Source organism: Streptomyces zhihengii (assembly GCF_016919245.1).
Classification (GTDB): Bacteria; Actinomycetota; Actinomycetes; order Streptomycetales; family Streptomycetaceae; genus Streptomyces; species Streptomyces zhihengii.
Genome location: NZ_JAFEJA010000001.1, coordinates 4877045 through 4894035, shown reverse-complemented (window position 1 = coordinate 4894035; position 16991 = coordinate 4877045). Strand labels below are relative to the sequence as shown.

Genomic DNA, 16991 nt, shown 5'->3' with positions numbered 1-16991 from the left:
CACGTCTGGAGGGGTTCTGGAGGCTTGCGGACCGCGCTGTCCGACGACACCCAGGATAGGTGTCCATTTTCCCGGCGTTGTCCACAGGTCTCTTGCCGTGCGGCCGGGCGCTGCCATACTTACGTCGCCGTAGGTTACGGCCCCGTAGCCACGGGTGTCCGTGGGCCGGGCCTTGGCCCATGGTCCGCCGGGTCACCCGCCCGCGGGTCCACCGCTCCCCCACCCCCAGGGAAGTTTCATGACCACTGGTCCCGATCTGCTGGACGGCGCATCCCCGGCGCCGGCAGCCGACGCCCCCTCCGCCACGCTGGGCGGTGACAGCAAGCGCACGATCGAGCAGCTCGCGCTGCTGCTGTTCATCACGGTGCCCTTCCTGGCCCTGGTCGCGGCCGTGCCGCTCGCCTGGGGCTGGGGCGTGAGCTGGCTCGACCTCGGGCTGATGGTGGTCATGTACTACATCGGCTGCCACGGCATCACGATCGGCTTCCACCGGTACTTCACCCACGGCTCGTTCAAGGCGAAGCGCCCGCTGCGGATCGTGCTGGCGATCATGGGGTCGATGGCCGTCGAGGGGCCCCTGGTGCGCTGGGTGGCCGACCACCGCAAGCACCACAAGTTCTCCGACGCCGAGGGCGACCCGCACTCGCCCTGGCGGTTCGGCGAGACGCTGCCGGCCCTGATGAAGGGGCTGTGGTGGGCGCACATCGGCTGGCTGTTCGACGAGGAGCAGACCCCGCAGCACAAGTACGCCCCCGATCTGATCAAGGACCCGGCGCTGCGCCGGATCTCGCGCCAGTTCGTGCTGTGGACGATCGTGTCGCTGGCCGTCCCGCCGCTGGTGGGCGGTCTGGTGACGATGTCGTGGTGGGGCGCGTTCACGGCGTTCTTCTGGGGCTCGCTGGTGCGGGTCGCGCTGCTGCACCACGTCACGTGGTCGATCAACTCGATCTGCCACGCGGTCGGCAAGCGCCCCTTCAAGTCGCGTGACCGCTCGGGCAACGTGTGGTGGCTCGCGGTGCTCTCCTGCGGCGAGTCCTGGCACAACCTCCACCACGCCGACCCGACCAGCGCCCGCCACGGCGTGCTGCGCGGCCAGATCGACTCCAGCGCCCGGCTGATCCGCTGGTTCGAGCTGGCGGGCTGGGCCTACGACGTGCGCTGGCCGCAGCGTTCCCGGCTCGATGCCCGCCGGGTGTCCGCCCCGGGCGGGAGCGGCTCCGCCGAAGCGGCATGATGGACGATGTGGCGAGTGACGGCAGCAGCAACGGTACGGAGAAGACGAGGTCGCCCGGCAGGCGCGCCCGCCGGGTGCGGATGACCGGGGCGGAGCGCCGGGAGCAGTTGCTGGACATCGGCCGCACCCTCTTCGCGGAGAAGGGCTTCGAGGGCACGTCGGTGGAGGAGATCGCGGCCAAGGCCGGGGTGTCCAAGCCGGTGGTGTACGAGCACTTCGGCGGCAAGGAGGGCCTCTACGCGGTCGTGGTGGACCGCGAGATGCGCCAGCTGCTGGACATGGTGACGGGCGCCCTGACCGCGGGGCATCCGCGGGAGCTGCTGGAGCAGGCGGCCTTCGCCCTGCTCGACTACATCGAGGCGTACACGGACGGTTTCCGCATCCTGGTGCGGGACTCGCCGGTGGCCCAGTCCACGGGCACGTTCGCCTCGCTGATCAGTGACATCGCCACGCAGGTCGAGGACATCCTCGGCATGGAGTTCAAGAACCGCGGCTTCGATCCGAAGCTGGCGCCGATGTACGCGCAGGCGCTGGTGGGCATGGTGGCCCTGACCGGCCAGTGGTGGGTGGACGCCCGCCGGCCGAAGAAGGCCGAGGTCGCGGCCCATCTGGTGAATCTGGCCTGGCACGGTCTGGACGGCCTGGAGCAGAAGCCGCGGCTGATAGGCCACCGCAAGAGCTGACGCGCGCCCGTACGCCCGGGGCCCCGCCACGATCCGTGGCGGGGCCCCGGGCATGTGCAAGGCTCCGGGCGGGGCGGGCGGCGCCCCGGGCCGGGGGCGGTCCGAGGTCCGGCGCGGCGATCAGGAGAGCTTGCGGGCGACGGCGAAGATCCGGCGGAACGGGAAGACCGTGCCGTGCTCGCCCGGCGGGTAGGCGGCGCGCAGCAGGTCGCGGTACTCGGACAGGAACGCCTCGGTGGCCTCGGGGTCGTCGGCGAGCTCGGTGAGCACGGGGCGCAGGGCGGTGCCCTTGACCCAGTCGAGGACGGGGTCCTCGCCGCCGAGGAGCTGGAAGTAGGTGGTCTCCCAGGCGTCGGCGTCGCAGCCGAGTCCGGCGAGGCGCACCAGGTAGTCGGCGGGTTCGAGGATGTGCACGTACCGGCGGCCCAGGTCGCCGAGGCGGCCGCGCCAGCGGGGCGTCTCGCAGAGTTCGCCGAGCAGGGCGTGGCTGGGTGCGGTGAAGTTCCCGGGGACCTGGAAGGCGAAGGTGCCGCCGGGGGTGAGCCCGTCGATCCAGCCGGCGAAAGACTCGGGGTGGTTGGGCACCCACTGGAGGGCCGCGTTGGAGACGATCAGGTCGTACGGCTCGCCGGGGGTCCAGTGCGCGGCGTCGGCGGGGCGGAAGTCGAGCCAGCCGCCGCCCGCGGTGGCTCCGGCGTGGTCCTTCCCGGCCTGCGCCAGCATCTCGCGGGAGAGGTCGAAGCCGGTGATGTGGGCGTCGGGCCAGCGGTCGGCGAGCAGGGCGGTGACGTTCCCCGGACCGCAGCCGATGTCGGCGATCCGGGCGGGGCGGCTGCCGGAGGGCAGCCGGGGTATGCGGGCGAGCATGTCCAGGAAGGGACGGGCGCGGTGTCCGGCGTGGCGCAGGTACTGCTGTGGATCCCAGGTGGGTGCGGAATGCATGTTCGATCCCCCTTGCAGGAACAGGATGCCGAAGCGGAAGGGTGTTCCGGGCCGACCATGCCCAATAGTCAAGGAGACTATATCTTGACGTCAAGAGACTTCATGTCGAGGGACCAACTACACTGATCGCCATGGAGGACGAGGTCGATCGACTGGTCGCGGCGTGGCGCCGAGAGCGCCCCGACCTCGACGTGGAACCGCTCGAGGTGCTCAGCCGTGTCTCACGGCTCGCGCGCCACCTCGACCGCGCCCGCCGGCTCGCCTTCTCCGAGCACCAGCTCGAACCCTGGGAGTTCGACGTGCTCACCTCGCTGCGCCGCGCGGGGGCGCCCTACCAGCTCTCCCCCGGGCAGCTCCTCACCCAGACCCTGGTCACCTCCGGCACGATGACCAACCGGATCGACAGGCTCGCCAAGAAGAACCTGGTCGAGCGGCTGCCGGACCCGAACGACCGGCGCGGGGTGCTCGTCCGGCTGACCCCGGAGGGCCGCGACCGCGCGGACCAGGCGCTGGCCGGTCTGCTCGCCCAGGAGCGGGCCATCCTGGCCCAGCTCTCCGGCCCGCAGCGCACCGAACTGGCCGCGCTGCTACGCCAACTTACCGCCCCGTTCGACAACGTCCCCGGCTAGATCCACGCTCAGGTCCGCCGGCCCCACACCCGCCCGGCGGGCGAGGGCGACCGCCGCCAGCGTGGAGTGGACGCCGAGCTTTCCGAGCACGTTCTGCATATGGGTCCGGACGGTGTGCGGTGACAGGAAGAGGCGCTCGGCCACGGCTTTGCGCCCCAGCCCCGCCACCATGCAGCGCAGCACCTCCTGCTCGCGCGGCGTCAGGGACTCGACGAGCTGCTCGCTCTCGGTGCGGTGCTTGCGGGCCGCGGTCAGCTCCCGCAGCACGCCGGTGAGCAGCGCGGGCGACATATGGGTCTCGTCGCGCAGCACGCCCCTGATCACGCCCAGCAGGCGTTGCAGCGAACAGTCCTTGGCGATCCAGCCCGAGGCGCCCGCCTGGAGCGCCAGCGCGGCCCGGCCGGCGTCGTCCTTCTCGGCCAGCACCACGGACCGCACCGAGATCCGGTGCGTGCGCAGTCCGGCGACGAGCGAGATGCCGTCCACCACGGCCTCGGCGTCCCGCGCCGCGGGCACCGCGCGGGGCGCGGGCAGCGCGGCCGTGCCGAGGTCGGCGTCGACGAGCATGACGTCGAAGCGCCTGCCGTCGGCCGCCGCGCGCTCCAGACACCGCAGCGCCGCCGGCGCGCTGCCGGCCGCGGCCACCTCGACGTCGGGCTCGGCGGCGAGCGCCGCGGCGAGCGACTCGGCGAAGATTCGGTGGTCGTCCACCACCAGGACCCGGATACGAATCACCTGCACCCCCAGTGCGGGAGGACGGATCTGCGCGGACACGGCGCCTGGGGAGCGGTACGCACCGCGCACGGCCGCCGCCGTGCTCTCAGTGATACCCCGCCCCGGACGCCGTACCCAGCGGTCTCGCCCCCTGATCGACACCGGCCCCCACCGGCGATGTGCATCAGAGTACGGACGGCGGCCGGGCACGGAAGCCCTTTTGCAGAACTGATCACCTCCGGCGTTCCTGGTGGTGCCGATGTTGCACAAGGTGACAGAAGCCGACGCCGTCCCCGTCAGGAGAACCGTCGACCGCCGGGAGAACCGCCGACCGTCAGGAGAGCCGGCGGGCGCCCTCCGCCGGGACGGCCGTGAAGAGCCGCGGTGCGAGCAGGGAGCGGTCCGCGAAGGCGTCGAGGACCGCCTTGCCGACGTCGGACGACCGGGAAGCCTCCGTCAGCACGATCGCCGAGCCGCCGAAGCCGCCGCCCGTCATCCGGGCCCCCAGCGCGCCCGCCGCGACGGACGCCTCCACCACCAGGTCCAGTTCGTCGCAGGAGACGGCGAAGTCGTCCCGCAGCGAGGCGTGGCCCTCCGTCAGCACCGGCCCGATGGACCGGAAGTCGCCGGCCACGGCATGGCCGATCACCCGCTCGACGCGGGCGTTCTCGGTGACCACATGGCGCACCAGCCGGCGCACCTCGGGGTCCTCGACGCGGCCGAGCGCCTCGTCGAGGGCGGCGTACGGCACGTCCCGCAGCGCGCTCACGCCGAGGGCCGCCGCGCCCGCCTCGCAGCCGGCGCGGCGCTTGCCGTACTCGCCCTCGCTGTGGGAGTGCTTCACCCGGGTGTCGACGACGAGGAGTTCGAGGCCGTGGGCGGCGAGGTCGAACGGGACCTGCCGGCGGGTCAGGTCGCGGGTGTCCAGGTGGAGGGCGTGGCCCGCCTCGCAGCAGGCGGACGCCGTCTGGTCCATGATCCCGGTCGGGGCGCCGACGTAGGAGTTCTCGGCACGCTGGCACAGCCGGGCCAGCGCGGGGCGGTCGAGGCCCAGCTCGCACAGATCGCTCAGGGCGAGCGCGGTGACGACCTCCAGGGCGGCCGAGGAGGACAGACCGGCGCCGGCCGGGACGGTGGACTCGTAGTGGATGTCCGCGCCCGGGACGCTGTGCCCGGCGTCGGCGAGCGCCCACACCACACCGGCCGAGTAGTCGGTCCAGTCGCCCGAGCGGCGGCCCGGGTCCAGGTCGGCGAGGCGCAGTTCCACCGGGTCGCCCGGCACGTCGGCCGAGTGGAGCCGCAGCACGCCGTCGTCGCGGAGGGCCACGGTGGCCACCGTGGTGTGGGGCAGCGCGAAGGGCATCACGAAGCCGTCGTTGTAGTCGGTGTGCTCACCGATCAGATTCACCCTGCCGGGCGCCGCCCAGACACCGTCCGTCATGACGCTTCTTCCCTTCCGCGGGCGAACGCCCATGCGTCGGAAACGATGCCGGCCAGGTCGGCACGGCTCGGTCGCCAGCCCAGGCGCTGCCGGGCCGTCTCCGCGGATGCCACCAGCACCGCGGGGTCCCCGCCGCGGCGGGGTGCGAGGACCTCGGGCACGGGGTGGCCGGTCACCTTGCGGACGGTCTCGACGACCTCCCGCACCGAGAAGCCGTTGCCGTTGCCGAGGTTGCAGATCAGGTGCTCGCCCGCGGCGGCCGCGTCGAGGGCCAGCAGATGGGCCTCGGCGAGGTCGGCGACGTGGATGTAGTCGCGGACGCAGGTCCCGTCGGGGGTCGGGTAGTCGTCGCCGAAGACGGAGATGGACTCCCGCTTGCCGAGGGCGACCTGGAGCACCAGCGGGATCAGGTGGGACTCCGGGTCGTGGCGCTCGCCGAAGTCGCCGTAGGCGCCGGCGACGTTGAAGTAGCGCAGGGAGACCGCGGCCAGGCCGTGGGCCGCCGCCTCGCCGCTGATCATGTGGTCGACCGCGAGCTTGGTGGCGCCGTAGGGGCTGGTGGGGGCCGTCGGGTCGGACTCGGTGATGGGCGTCGAGACCGGTTCGCCGTAGGTCGCCGCGGTGGAGGAGAAGACGAGGGTGCGCACCCCGGCGTCGCGCATGGCGGCAAGCAGCTCCATGCTGCCGCCGACGTTGTTCCGCCAGTACTTCTCCGGGTCCGTGACCGATTCGCCGACCTGCGAGAACGCGGCGAAGTGGAGCACTCCGCCGTAGGAGCCGTCGAGCACGCGCGCGGCGTCCTGGACGCGGCCCTCGATGAACTCGGCCCCGGCCGGGACGCCCTCACGGAAGCCGGTGGAGAGGTCGTCGAGCACGGTCACCCGGTGTCCGGCCTCCAGCAGATGCTGGGCGACCACACTGCCGACATATCCCGCTCCGCCTGTGACCAGGTACTTGTTGCTCACTTGCTGGCTACCTCTCGCAGTCGTCCGGCCGCCGCCTCCGGCGGCACGTCGTTGATGAACACGCTCATACCGGACTCGGAACCAGCGAGGAACTTCAGCTTGCCGGAAGTGCGGCGAATGGTGAAAAGCTCGAGATGGAGCGCGAAGTCGTCCCGCCCGGGCGCCGTGAACGGCGCCTGGTGCCAGGCGGCGATGTACGGCGTGGGCGGTTCGGCGTCGCCGAAGATCCGGTCGAAGCGCCTCAAGAGTTCCAGATAGATCTGTGGGAACTCCGTGCGCGCCGCGCCGTCGAGCGCGCGCAGGTCGGGGACGCGGCGCTTGGGGTAGAGGTGCACCTCGTACGGCCAGTGCGCGGCGTAGGGCACGAAGGCGATCCAGTGCTCCCCCTCCAGGACCACCCGGCTGCCCTCCTCGCGCTCGCGGGCGACCACCTCGTCGAAGAGGTTGCCGCCGCCCGCCGCGCGGTGGTCGGCGGCGGAGCGGAGCATCAGGGCGGTACGGGGGGTGGTGAAGGGGTAGCCGTAGATCTGGCCGTGCGGGTGCTGGAGGGTCACGCCGATCTCGGCGCCGCGGTTCTCGAAGCAGAAGACCTGCTCGACGCCCGGGACGGCGGCCAGTTCGGCGGTGCGGTCCGTCCACGCCTCCAGCACGAGTCCGGCCTGCTCCTCGGAGAGGTCGGCGAAGGAGGCGTCGTGGTCGGAGGTGAAGCAGACGACCTCGCAGCGGCCCCGTTCGCCGGCGAGGGAGGGGAAGCGGTTCTCGAAGACGACGACGTCGTAGTCCGTGTCCGGGATCTCGCTGAGGCGGCCGTCCCGCGAGGGGCACAGCGGGCACTCGTCGGCCGGCGGGTGGTAGGTGCGGCCCTGGCGGTGGGAGGCGACGGCGACGCTGTCGCCGAGGAGTGCGTCGTGCCGGATCTCGGACGCGGTGGAGACCGCGTCCAGCGGACGCCGGTCGGCGGCGTCGCGCACGGCGTCGTCCCGGGAGTCGTAGTAGACCAGCTCGCGCCCGTCGGCGAGCCGGGTCGACGTCTTCTTCACGCGGAGCTCCTCGATCACTCCCAACCAACAGAACCGCACACAAAAAACCACGACCGAACATCACTGTCAAGACTTTCGGCGTCGGCCTGCGGTTTCCCACCGTGATCACCTGCGCGCCCCGGGTCACGCTCGATCACGATCGAACAAAGAACACCATCAGAAGTGTTCATTTCTCGAACATCACTGCGTACGTTGCCGGGTGACTCAGTTCGCGCAACGAAGCGAGTACTCATGCATTACCTGGCCGACGGGCTCCGGCTCCCCACGAACGGGCTCGACTACGCAATCCTGGCGATCTACTTCGCCGTCGTCCTGGGCATCGGCTTCGCCGCCCGGGCGAGTGTGAAGACCAGCCTCGACTTCTTCCTCTCCGGCCGCTCCCTGCCCGCATGGGTCACGGGTCTGGCCTTCGTCGCCGCCAACCTCGGCGCGACGGAGATACTCGGCATGGCGGCGACCGGCGCGCAGTACGGCGTCGCCGTCGTCCACTGGTACTGGATCGGCGCCATCCCGGCGATGGTCTTCCTCGGCCTGGTGATGATGCCGTTCTACTACGGCTCCAAGGTCCGCTCGGTGCCCGAGTTCCTGCTCCAGCGCTTCGACAGGTCCGCACACCTGCTCAGCTCGGTGCTCTTCGCGTTCGCCGCGATCCTCATCGCCGGCGTCAACCTCTACGCCCTGTCCATCGTGGTCGAGGCGCTCCTCGGCTGGCCGCAGTGGGTGTCGATCGTCGTCGCGGGCGCGTTCGTCCTCGCGTACATCACCATCGGCGGCCTCTCCTCGGCCATCTACAACGAGGTGCTCCAGTTCTTCGTCATCCTCGCCGCGCTGCTGCCGCTGACCTTCCTCGGGCTCAAGCGCGTCGGCGGCTGGGACGGGCTCACCGGCTCGCTGGAGGCCAGTCACGGGCCCGAGTTCCTCACCGCCTGGGGCGGCACCGGCATCGGTGACCCCAACCCCCTGGGCGCCAACTGGCTCACCATCGTCCTCGGCCTCGGCTTCGTGCTCTCCTTCGGCTACTGGACGACCAACTTCGCCGAGGTGCAGCGCGCCCTCTCCGCGAAGAACCTGTCCGCCGCCAAGCGCACCCCGCTGATCGCCGCGTTCCCGAAGATCTTCATCGTCTTCCTGGTGATGATCCCCGGCCTCGTCGCCGCCGTCGTCGTCCCGAAGATCGGCACCGCCGGCTCCGGCCTCACCTACAACGACGCCATCCCGCTGCTGATGCAGGAACTGCTGCCCAACGGCGTGCTCGGCATCGCCGTGACGGGTCTGCTCGCCGCCTTCATGGCCGGCATGGCGGCCAACGTCTCGTCCTTCAACACCGTCTTCACGTACGACATCTGGGCCAAGTACGTGAAGACCGGCCGCGACGACACCTACTACCTGCGCTTCGGCCGGCTGATCACCGCGATCGGCGTGCTGTGCTCCATCGGCACCGCGTTCCTGGCGTCCAGCTTCAGCAACATCATGGGCTACCTCCAGACGCTGTTCTCCTTCTTCAACGTGCCGATGTTCGTGGTCTTCATCATCGGCATGTTCTGGAAGCGGGCCTCGATGAAGTCCGGTGTCTGGGGCCTGCTCGCCGGCACCACGGCGGCGATGGTGAACTACTTCGTCGTCTACAAGCAGGGCATCGTCGACATCCCCTCCGAGCAGGGCGCCAACTTCGTCTCCGCGATCGTCGGCTTCGTGGCCGGCGCGGTCGTGATGGTCGTCGTCACCCTGTTCACCGCGCCCAAGCCGGAGGCCGAACTCGCCGGCCTGGTCTACGGCACGCGCTCCCCCGGCATGGCCGAGGCGCCCGCCGAGGGCGACGACGCCTGGTACCGCAGGCCCGCGCTGCTGGGCTGGGGCGCCGTCGCCATCGCCGCCCTCTGCTACATCCCCTACTCCTTCTGATCCGGTCGGAGGCCGAAGACCATGTCCGAACTGCACCGCGAAGTCTCCGAGCTGGAGGGCAAGTCCGCGACCGCGGCACGCCTCTTCGACATCCGCCGCATCATCGGCGGCCTGTTCACCCTCTACGGCGTCATCGTCACCACCGCGGGGGTGTTCGCGTCCGACGCCGACCTCGAGAAGGCCGAGGGCGTCAACATCAACCTGTGGACCGGCCTCGGGATGCTGGCCCTCGGGCTGTTCTTCCTCGCCTGGTTCGCCCTGCGGCCGGGCACCTCCCCCGACGGACCGGACGCCCCCGGACCGGACGGGGATGAGCCGTCTGCCCCCTGAGGACCGGCTCTAGCTGCGGCCGGGCGGCGTTCCGTACGCCGCCCGGTCGAGCAGCCCGGTCCGGGCGGCCAGTGCCGCCGCCTCCAGCCGGGACCCCACGCCGAGCTTCATCAGCACCCGCTGCACATGCGTGCGCGCGGTGCTCGACGCTATCCCCATCCCGGCCGCGATCAGCCGGGTGTCCTCGCCCTCGGCGACCCGCACCAGCACCTCCACCTCGCGCGGGGTCAGCAGCGTGAGCAGCCGCTGCCCCTCGTCGTCGGGCTGGGCCGCCGGATTGAGCAGTTCGGCGAAGGCCCCCTGGAGGAGCTGCGGTGCCACCACCGCCTCACCGGCCCGGACCTTGACCATGGCGCGTTCCACGCCCTCGATGCGTTCGTCGTGGCGCACGTAGCCGGAGGCCCCGGCGGCGAACGCGGCCGCGATGCCGCGCGGGCTGGGCACCGGCCCGAGGACCACCACCGCGACCTGCGGCCGCTCGCGCTTGATCCGGACCACGGGGTCGAAGGCGCCCGGCGCCGCCGGAGCCTGGGTGCCCAGCAGGCACACCTCGGGCGCGCGCGCGACGACCAGCTCCGCGGCCCCCGCGGCGGGCGCGGCGGCGGCGAGCACCCGGTGCCCGCGCAGTTTCAGCGCCGAGGCCAGTGCCTCGGCGAGCAGTCTGTGGTCGTCGACCACGATGAGCCGCACGCCCATCGAGCAATCCTCCCCGTCGGACCCGGCCCCCCGGCCTCCTGACCACGGCAAGCTACACGCTCGTGCACCCGCGCGGGCCCAGGTCCCGGCAGAAGGCTCACGGATCACCGAATTCGGCGGCAATCGGAGCCGGTTGCCCCGGCGATGGTGTAGTCGCCGGGCCGCGGAGGGGCCGCGTGCGTGGCGCGGCCGGGGGCGGACCACCGAAAGATACGGGCACCCCCGCCCGCCCGGAAACCGGCGCGCCCGGGGACGGGACGGCGATGGCCGGGAACGGCCGGACGCGCGTACGCCCGGCCCCGGAGACGGCGATGGCGACGGCGATGGCGCGCGTACGGCCGGCCCGGGAACGGCGATGGCGCGCGTGCGGCCGGACGCGGAAACGGCCGTGGCCCGGTCCGCCGGAAGGGCGGGCCGGGCCACGGGCCGGACGGGAGGGGTCAGTCGGCGACGGTGAAGACGATCGCCAGGTACTTCTTGCCGTAGGTCGACTCGCTCGCCCGCGGCTTGCTCATCAGATCCTGCGAGATGAAGAAGCGCCCGCCCTGGTAGCGGTACTCGGAGCCGTTCTCGGTGAAGCTGGTCTCCGCGTCCCGGACGGAGCGGTCCGCCGGGTTGTCCATCAGCACCGTCTGCTCGAAGGTCGCGCCGTTGATGCTGACGATCTGACCGCCCTTGTTGTACGGGGGCCACTTGTAGACGATCAGGTTGCCGCCGTCCATCCGCAGCGGCAGCGCGTGGTAGCCGGCACCCGCGTCGGCCCGCTCCGGGGTGCCCTTGCCGGTCTTCAGGTCGAAGGCGACGATCTCGTTGGTGCGGCCGAGGTCGCCGCCCGCTTCGTGCTCCTCCGTCGGCAGGTAGAGCTTGCCGTTGCCGACCACCACGAACTGGCAGCCCTCCACGCCGTCACTGGCCGGGCAGCGGGCCAGGTACTTGTCGCCGGGGGCCGCGATCCGGGCGAGCAGCTTGCCCGTCTTGGCGTCGATGGAGAAGAAGTCCGAGATGCCGAAGGTGCCGGTGTCGCCGACGTCCGCCGCGACGACCAGCGGGTCGCTGGACACCACGCGCGCGTCCTCGACACCCGCGGGCATCTTGTAGGAGGAGAGCGGGGTGCCGTTCTCCGCGTTCACCGGCTGGACGACCGCGGTCTGGTTGCCGTACTCGCCGCAGGTGCGGACGGCCACCAGCGCCTTGCCGCCGGCGTAGCCGATGTCGCGGCAGTTGTCGGCGTCGACCGTCGGCTTCCAGCGCTCGGCACCGGTGTTCAGGTCGAACGCGGCGCCGCCGTAGAGGCCGCCGGCCGCGACGGTGCCGCCGCTGACGGTGACCTGCTCGAACTGCGTCTTGCCGTCGCCCCCGGCGCCGCCGGTGACGGACTTGCTCCACAGCAGCTTGCCGGTGGTCAGGTCGAGGACACCGACCTCGGTGCACTTCTCGTAGAACTTGGGCGCGGTCCGCTTCTTGGCCTCGAAGAGGATCGCGGTCTTGTTGTCCTCGGTGACGTGCCGCGAACCGGCGCAGACCTGGCCGGCGAGCGGGGTCGTCCACAGGGCGTTGCCCTTGGCCACGTCGTAGCCGACGACCGAGTTCACGCCGGGCTTCACGAAGGCCTTGTCGGTGACCCAGGAGCCGGGCACGGCGGTCAGGTCCTCGCGGGCCGGCTCGGGGAGCTGGTAGGCCACCTTGGAGGAGGTGGTGGCGCCCGGCTTCTCGGTGCCGGCGCCGTCGGGCGCGGTCTTGCCGCCCTCGCCGCCGTCCTTGCCGCCGTCACCGGAGGCGCCGCCCGAGCTGTTCTTGGCCTCGTCCTTCTTGCCGTCGTCACCGGACGAGGCGTAGACGATGCCGCCGACGACGATCAGCACGATGGCGACGGCCGCCGCGATGATGATCTGCATCTGGGTGCTGATCCTGCGCCCGCCGCCGCCACCGCCGGGGCCCGGCGCCGCGGGCTGCATGGGCTGCGTCGGGTAGCCGTACGGCTGCTGTGCCGTCGCGCCCTGCTGCGGGGCGCCGTAGGCGGGCTGGCCCTGCGTCGGCGCCCCCGGGTAGCCGTACTGCTGCTGGGGCTGCGTCTGCGGGTAGCCGTAGGACCCGCCGCCCTGCGGGGGCGTCTGCGGGTAGCCGTACGAGCCGTCCTGCGGCGGCGGCGTCTGCGGGTAGCCGTACGAACCGTCCTGCGGCGGCGGGGTCGGGGCGCCGAACCCGCCGGCCGGGGGCTCCTGGGGGCCGCCGAACCCGCCCTGCGGGGGCTCGTTCGGCGGCTGGTTCGGGGGCGGGCCCGGCGGCTGGTTCGGCGGGGGCGGCGGCTGCGTCATGGGGTGCTTACCTCAAGGGACGGAGAGGGGAGGGGGATTCGGGGGCTCGGGCCGCGATCACCGGCCGAAGCCCATCATGGTCTTCGTCTTCTTCTCCTCCTCGTCGTTGCCGGCGCTCACCCGCCCGCTGGCGATGAAGAAACGGCCGTCGGCGTAGGCCATCTTCGGCGAGTAGAAGGAGCTCTCGATCTGCGAGGTCGACGCCGGGTTCTGGAGCAGCGTCCTGGGCGCGCCGCCGGACGGGGCGATCGTCGCGAGCGTGCCGCCCGTGTCGTAGGAGGCGCCCATGTAGACGAGGAGCTGGCCGCCCTCCATGCGCAGCGGCGACATCTCCCGCTCGGCCGGGGCCTTGGAGCGCCAGGCCGCCTTGCCGGTGTCGAGGCTGAACGCGACGACCTCGTTGGCGTTGCCGTAGCCGGTGTCCGTCGCCATGTAGAAGTTCCGGGCGTCGGCGGCCACTCCGGTGCAGCCTTCGAGGTTCTGGCCGAAGACCACGAACGCGCCGCCGCAGCGGGGGGCGAACTTGTCCTTGCCGCCGTCGATCGTGGCGCGGGGCTTGCCGGCGTCGGTCAGCGCGACGATCGACCACTTCTTCGGCTCACGCTGGGTGATGGAGATGACCAGCGGGCTCGACGAGTAGACCTTGTCGATCTCCCAGCCCTCGGGCGTGTTGTACGACCACTTCACCTTGCCGGTGGCCGGGTCGAGCTCCTGGAGCTGGTGCTTGGGCTTGTCGTAGTCGCTGGTCGGGCAGCTCGCGCCGGCCAGCAGCTTGGGGCCGCCGGCGAAGGCGAAGGGCTTGCAGCCGTCGGACGGACCGGTGAAGAGCTGCTTGCCGTCGGCGAGGGAGAAGCCGTAGGAGCTGCCCGTGCCGCCCACCGCGAGGGTGTTGCCGCTGATGGAGAGCGTGTAGTCGGCCAGCGACGCGAAGGCGCCGGTGGGCTTGGGGATGGACTTCTTCCAGCCCGCCTTGCCGGCCTTGAGGTCGATCATCTGGAGGTCGTTGCACTTGGCCTTCTCGGTGAGGCCGTCCTCGACACCGATGACGATCTTGCCGTCGGCGGAGGCGTTCACGGGGGCCGAGCACACCTTGGTGCTGACCGGGACGCTCCACTTCTTGCTGCCGTCGGCCACCGAGTAGCCCGCGACCTCGCGGTACATGGCCTTGACGACGGTGTCCCCGACGGTCCACAGGCCGAAGACCTCGGCGCCGTTGCGCGGCAGGTCGACGTCGTTGGTGTTGAGGAAGAGGACCTTGGACTCGCCGTCCTTGCGGCCCGCGTTGAGGTCCTCGGCGCCCTCGCCGCCGCCGTCGCCCTTGCCGTCGCCCTGGTCCACGCTCTCGGAACCGGTCGGCTTCGGCGCGTCGCTGGACTTGCTGACGGTCGGCTTGTCCTCCTTGCCGTCGTCACCGCTCAGCACGAACCAGGCGCCGCCGCCGACGACGAGCAGGCCGGCGACCGACGCCGCCACGATGATGCCCGGCTTGCCCTTGAAGAAGCCGCCGGGACCACCGCCGGAGGGCGGGGTCGGCGCGCCCGGGTACTGCGGCTGCGTCGGGTAGTTGCCGTACTGCGGAGCCTGCTGGCCGTACGGACCGGGCTGCTGGCCGTACGGACCGGGCTGCTGGCCGTACGGGCCGGGCTGCTGGCCGTAGGGGCCCGCCTGCTGGCCGTACGGACCGGGCTGCTGGCCGTAGGGGCCGGGCTGGCCCTGCTGCGGGTAGCCGTAGCCGGGCGCGCCGGCCGGCGGCGTGGGCGGGGCCGGCGGCATCTGGGGCGGCTGGGCGGGCGGCTGCGGGACGCCCTGCGGGTCCTGGGGTGCTCCGAAGCCCGGCGGCGGCTGTGTCATGGCGTACTACCTCTGAAGTGGTCGGATGGGGTGAGGAGTCGGGTTGCCCGGACGACCGGGGCCGCTCTCGCCGGTCGGGGGCCGGCGGCATACGGAGAATCCCCGGCGTCACGCCGGTCGGGCACTTCGCGCATCAGCGCCTCCCCCTGTCTCCTGCGGTCCGCTGCGCCGGGCGCGGAAGTCCCCCCGTGAGGTCCCCCGACGGCCCGTGCCCCCGTCACTCCGGCGGTCGCGTACGAGCGGTGCCGTGAGAATTCGGCCGGACCGTTCCCTTCGGATTTCGGCCGAACATGGTCGGGCGCGTTTCTTTCTACCACTCCTGATGAAGCCGGAACGGGTCCGGTCCTCCCCTGTTCCCAAGGGAGGACCGGGCCGTGATGCGGTTGTTACGCGCTTTCCACCGCTTCCACACGGATGGCGGGCGGGGCCGGAACTACGCGTCCTCGGCCAGCTCCAGCCAGCGCATTTCCAACTCCTCGCGTTCCCCCGCGAGTTCGCGGAGCTGCGCATCCAGTTTCGCCACCTTCTCGAAGTCCGTGGCGTTATCGGCGATTTGCGTGTGCAGCGTGGATTCCCTGCCCGCGATCTTGTCGAGCTGCCGCTCGATCCGCTGGAGCTCCTTCTTGGCGGCGCGGGCGTCGGCGGCCGGCTTCTCCCTGGTGCCGGCGGAGGCGGCGGCCGGGACGGCGGGGGCCGCCTCCGCCACCATCCGCGCGCGGCGCTCCAGGTACTCGTCGATGCCGCGGGGCAGCATCCGCAGCGCGCCGTCACCGAGCAGCGCGAAGGTCCGGTCGGTGGTCCGCTCGATGAAGAACCGGTCGTGGGAGATCACGATCATGGAGCCGGGCCAGCCGTCGAGGAGGTCCTCCAGCTGGGTCAGGGTCTCGATGTCGAGGTCGTTCGTCGGCTCGTCGAGGAAGAGCACGTTCGGCTCGTCCATCAGCAGGCGCAGCAGCTGGAGCCTGCGGCGCTCACCGCCGGACAGGTCGCCGACCGGCGTCCACTGCTTCTCCTTGCCGAAGCCGAACTGCTCGCAGAGCTGCCCGGCGGTCATCTCGCGGCCCTTGCCGAGGTCGACCCGGTCGCGCACCTGCTGCACGGCCTCCAGCACCCGCAGGGACGGCGGCAGTTCGGTCACGTCCTGCGAGAGGTAGGCCAGGCGCACCGTCTTGCCGACCACGACCCGGCCGGCCGCGGGCTGCTGCTCGCCGCCGGTGGTGGCCGCGTCGCCGAGCGCCCGCAGCAGGGAGGTCTTGCCCGCGCCGTTGACGCCGACCAGGCCGATCCGGTCGCCCGGACCGAGCTGCCAGGTCACATGCCGCAACAGCACCTTGGGCCCGGCCTGGACGGTCACGTCCTCCAGGTCGAACACGGTCTTGCCGAGCCGGGCCGAGGCGAACTTCATCAGCTCGGAGGTGTCCCGCGGCGGCGGCACGTCGGCGATCAGCTCGTTCGCCGCCTCGATGCGGTAGCGCGGCTTGGACGTCCGGGCGGGCGCGCCGCGCCGCAGCCAGGCGAGCTCCTTGCGCATCAGGTTCTGCCGCTTGGACTCCTCCGTCGCGGCGATGCGCTCGCGCTCGGCGCGGGCGAAGACGTAGTCGCTGTAGCCGCCCTCGTACTCGAACACGTCGCCGCGCTGCACGTCCCACATGCGGGTGCAGACCTGGTCGAGGAACCAGCGGTCGTGGGTGACGCAGACGAGCGCCGAGCGCCGGGCCCGCAGATGCTGCGCCAGCCAGGCGATGCCCTCCACGTCCAGGTGGTTGGTCGGCTCGTCGAGGACGATCAGGTCCTGCTCGGCGATGAGCAGCTTGGCCAGCGCTACCCGGCGGCGCTCGCCGCCGGACAGCGGGCCGATCACCGTGTCGAGGCCCTGCGGGAACTGCGACAGGTCCAGCCCGTCGAAAAGGCCGGTCAGCACGTCGCGGATCTTGGCGTTGCCCGCCCACTCGTGGTCGGCGAGGTCGCCGATGACCTCGTGCCGGATGGTGGCCGCGGGGTCGAGCGAGTCGTGCTGCGTGAGGACGCCGATCCGCAGTCCACCGCTCTGGGTGACCCGCCCGGTGTCGGGCTCCTCCAGCTTGGCGAGCATGCGGATCAGCGTGGTCTTGCCGTCGCCGTTGCGGCCGACGACGCCGATGCGGTCCCCCTCGGACACGCCGAGGGAGACGGAGTCCAGCAGCGCACGGGTGCCGTACACCTTGCTGACTGCCTCGACATTGACCAGGTTGACGGCCATTACTCTCCTG

The 16991-nt window shown here is 71.6% G+C and carries 14 protein-coding genes; 5 read left to right on the top strand and 9 right to left on the bottom strand.

What is annotated here, in order from left to right:
• Nucleotides 1-238 precede the first annotated feature (238 nt).
• Together JE024_RS20735 and JE024_RS20730 are read left to right on the top strand one after the other, a co-directional pair.
• A complete protein-coding gene (locus JE024_RS20735) occupies nucleotides 239-1234 on the top strand; it encodes an acyl-CoA desaturase (RefSeq protein WP_205375021.1) in 996 nt (331 codons plus the stop codon).
• Nucleotides 1234-1917, top strand: coding sequence for a TetR/AcrR family transcriptional regulator (locus JE024_RS20730; protein ID WP_244883198.1), 684 nt, complete (start codon nucleotides 1234-1236; stop codon nucleotides 1915-1917). The genes JE024_RS20735 and JE024_RS20730 overlap by 1 nt, the downstream gene beginning before the upstream one ends.
• 120 nt (nucleotides 1918-2037) lie before the next feature.
• On the opposite strand, the gene JE024_RS20725 is transcribed toward JE024_RS20730, so the two are convergent.
• Complete coding sequence (locus JE024_RS20725) at nucleotides 2038-2859, bottom strand: trans-aconitate 2-methyltransferase (protein WP_205375019.1); 822 nt, start codon at nucleotides 2857-2859, stop codon at nucleotides 2038-2040.
• 131 nt (nucleotides 2860-2990) lie between these two features.
• On the opposite strand from JE024_RS20725, the gene JE024_RS20720 reads away from it, so the two are divergent.
• The gene (locus JE024_RS20720; protein WP_205375018.1) at nucleotides 2991-3488 is read left to right on the top strand and encodes a MarR family winged helix-turn-helix transcriptional regulator; all 498 of its coding nucleotides are present in this window, start codon (nucleotides 2991-2993) and stop codon (nucleotides 3486-3488) included.
• Here the strand turns inward: JE024_RS20720 and JE024_RS20715 are convergent.
• From JE024_RS20715 to galT, 4 genes are all read right to left on the bottom strand, one after another.
• Entirely contained in the window at nucleotides 3447-4235 is a 789-nt protein-coding gene (locus JE024_RS20715; protein ID WP_205376644.1) for a response regulator transcription factor, read from the bottom strand. The two genes, JE024_RS20720 and JE024_RS20715, sit on opposite strands and share 42 nt — an antisense overlap.
• Before the next feature lie 301 nt (nucleotides 4236-4536).
• Nucleotides 4537-5643, bottom strand: a complete 1107-nt coding sequence (gene galK, locus JE024_RS20710; protein WP_244883012.1) for a galactokinase — start codon at nucleotides 5641-5643, stop codon at nucleotides 4537-4539.
• Nucleotides 5640-6608, bottom strand: coding sequence for a UDP-glucose 4-epimerase GalE (gene galE, locus JE024_RS20705; protein ID WP_205375016.1), 969 nt, complete (start codon nucleotides 6606-6608; stop codon nucleotides 5640-5642). The genes galK and galE overlap by 4 nt, the downstream gene beginning before the upstream one ends.
• Nucleotides 6605-7648, bottom strand: a complete 1044-nt coding sequence (gene galT / locus JE024_RS20700) for a galactose-1-phosphate uridylyltransferase (RefSeq protein ID WP_205375015.1) — start codon at nucleotides 7646-7648, stop codon at nucleotides 6605-6607. Before galT ends, galE begins: the two co-directional genes overlap by 4 nt.
• Nucleotides 7649-7879: 231 nt before the next feature.
• On the opposite strand from galT, the gene JE024_RS20695 reads away from it, so the two are divergent.
• Both JE024_RS20695 and JE024_RS20690 read left to right on the top strand, forming a co-directional pair.
• Nucleotides 7880-9550, top strand: coding sequence for a sodium:solute symporter family protein (locus JE024_RS20695; RefSeq protein ID WP_205375014.1), 1671 nt, complete (start codon nucleotides 7880-7882; stop codon nucleotides 9548-9550).
• 21 nt (nucleotides 9551-9571) lie between these two features.
• Nucleotides 9572-9880, top strand: a complete 309-nt coding sequence (locus tag JE024_RS20690) for a hypothetical protein (RefSeq protein ID WP_205375013.1) — start codon at nucleotides 9572-9574, stop codon at nucleotides 9878-9880.
• Nucleotides 9881-9889: 9 nt separating this feature from the next.
• On the opposite strand, the gene JE024_RS20685 is transcribed toward JE024_RS20690, so the two are convergent.
• The 4 genes from JE024_RS20685 to JE024_RS20670 all read right to left on the bottom strand — a co-directional run bounded on the left by JE024_RS20685 (nucleotide 9890) and on the right by JE024_RS20670 (nucleotide 16981).
• Nucleotides 9890-10576 (bottom strand): helix-turn-helix transcriptional regulator, encoded by a 687-nt coding sequence (locus JE024_RS20685; protein WP_205375012.1) that lies wholly within the window; start codon nucleotides 10574-10576, stop codon nucleotides 9890-9892.
• 440 nt (nucleotides 10577-11016) lie between these two features.
• Nucleotides 11017-12891 carry an outer membrane protein assembly factor BamB family protein gene (locus tag JE024_RS20680; RefSeq protein WP_205375011.1) on the bottom strand — a complete coding sequence of 625 codons (1875 nt, stop codon included), beginning with the start codon at nucleotides 12889-12891 and terminating at the stop codon, nucleotides 11017-11019.
• A gap of 57 nt (nucleotides 12892-12948) precedes the next feature.
• On the bottom strand, nucleotides 12949-14742 hold the full coding sequence (locus JE024_RS20675) for an outer membrane protein assembly factor BamB family protein (protein WP_205375010.1): 1794 nt from the start codon (nucleotides 14740-14742) through the stop codon (nucleotides 12949-12951).
• Nucleotides 14743-15175: 433 nt separating this feature from the next.
• Nucleotides 15176-16981: an ABC-F family ATP-binding cassette domain-containing protein gene (locus JE024_RS20670; protein ID WP_205375009.1), complete on the bottom strand. Its 1806-nt coding sequence runs from the start codon at nucleotides 16979-16981 to the stop codon at nucleotides 15176-15178.
• Nucleotides 16982-16991: the final 10 nt, after the last annotated feature.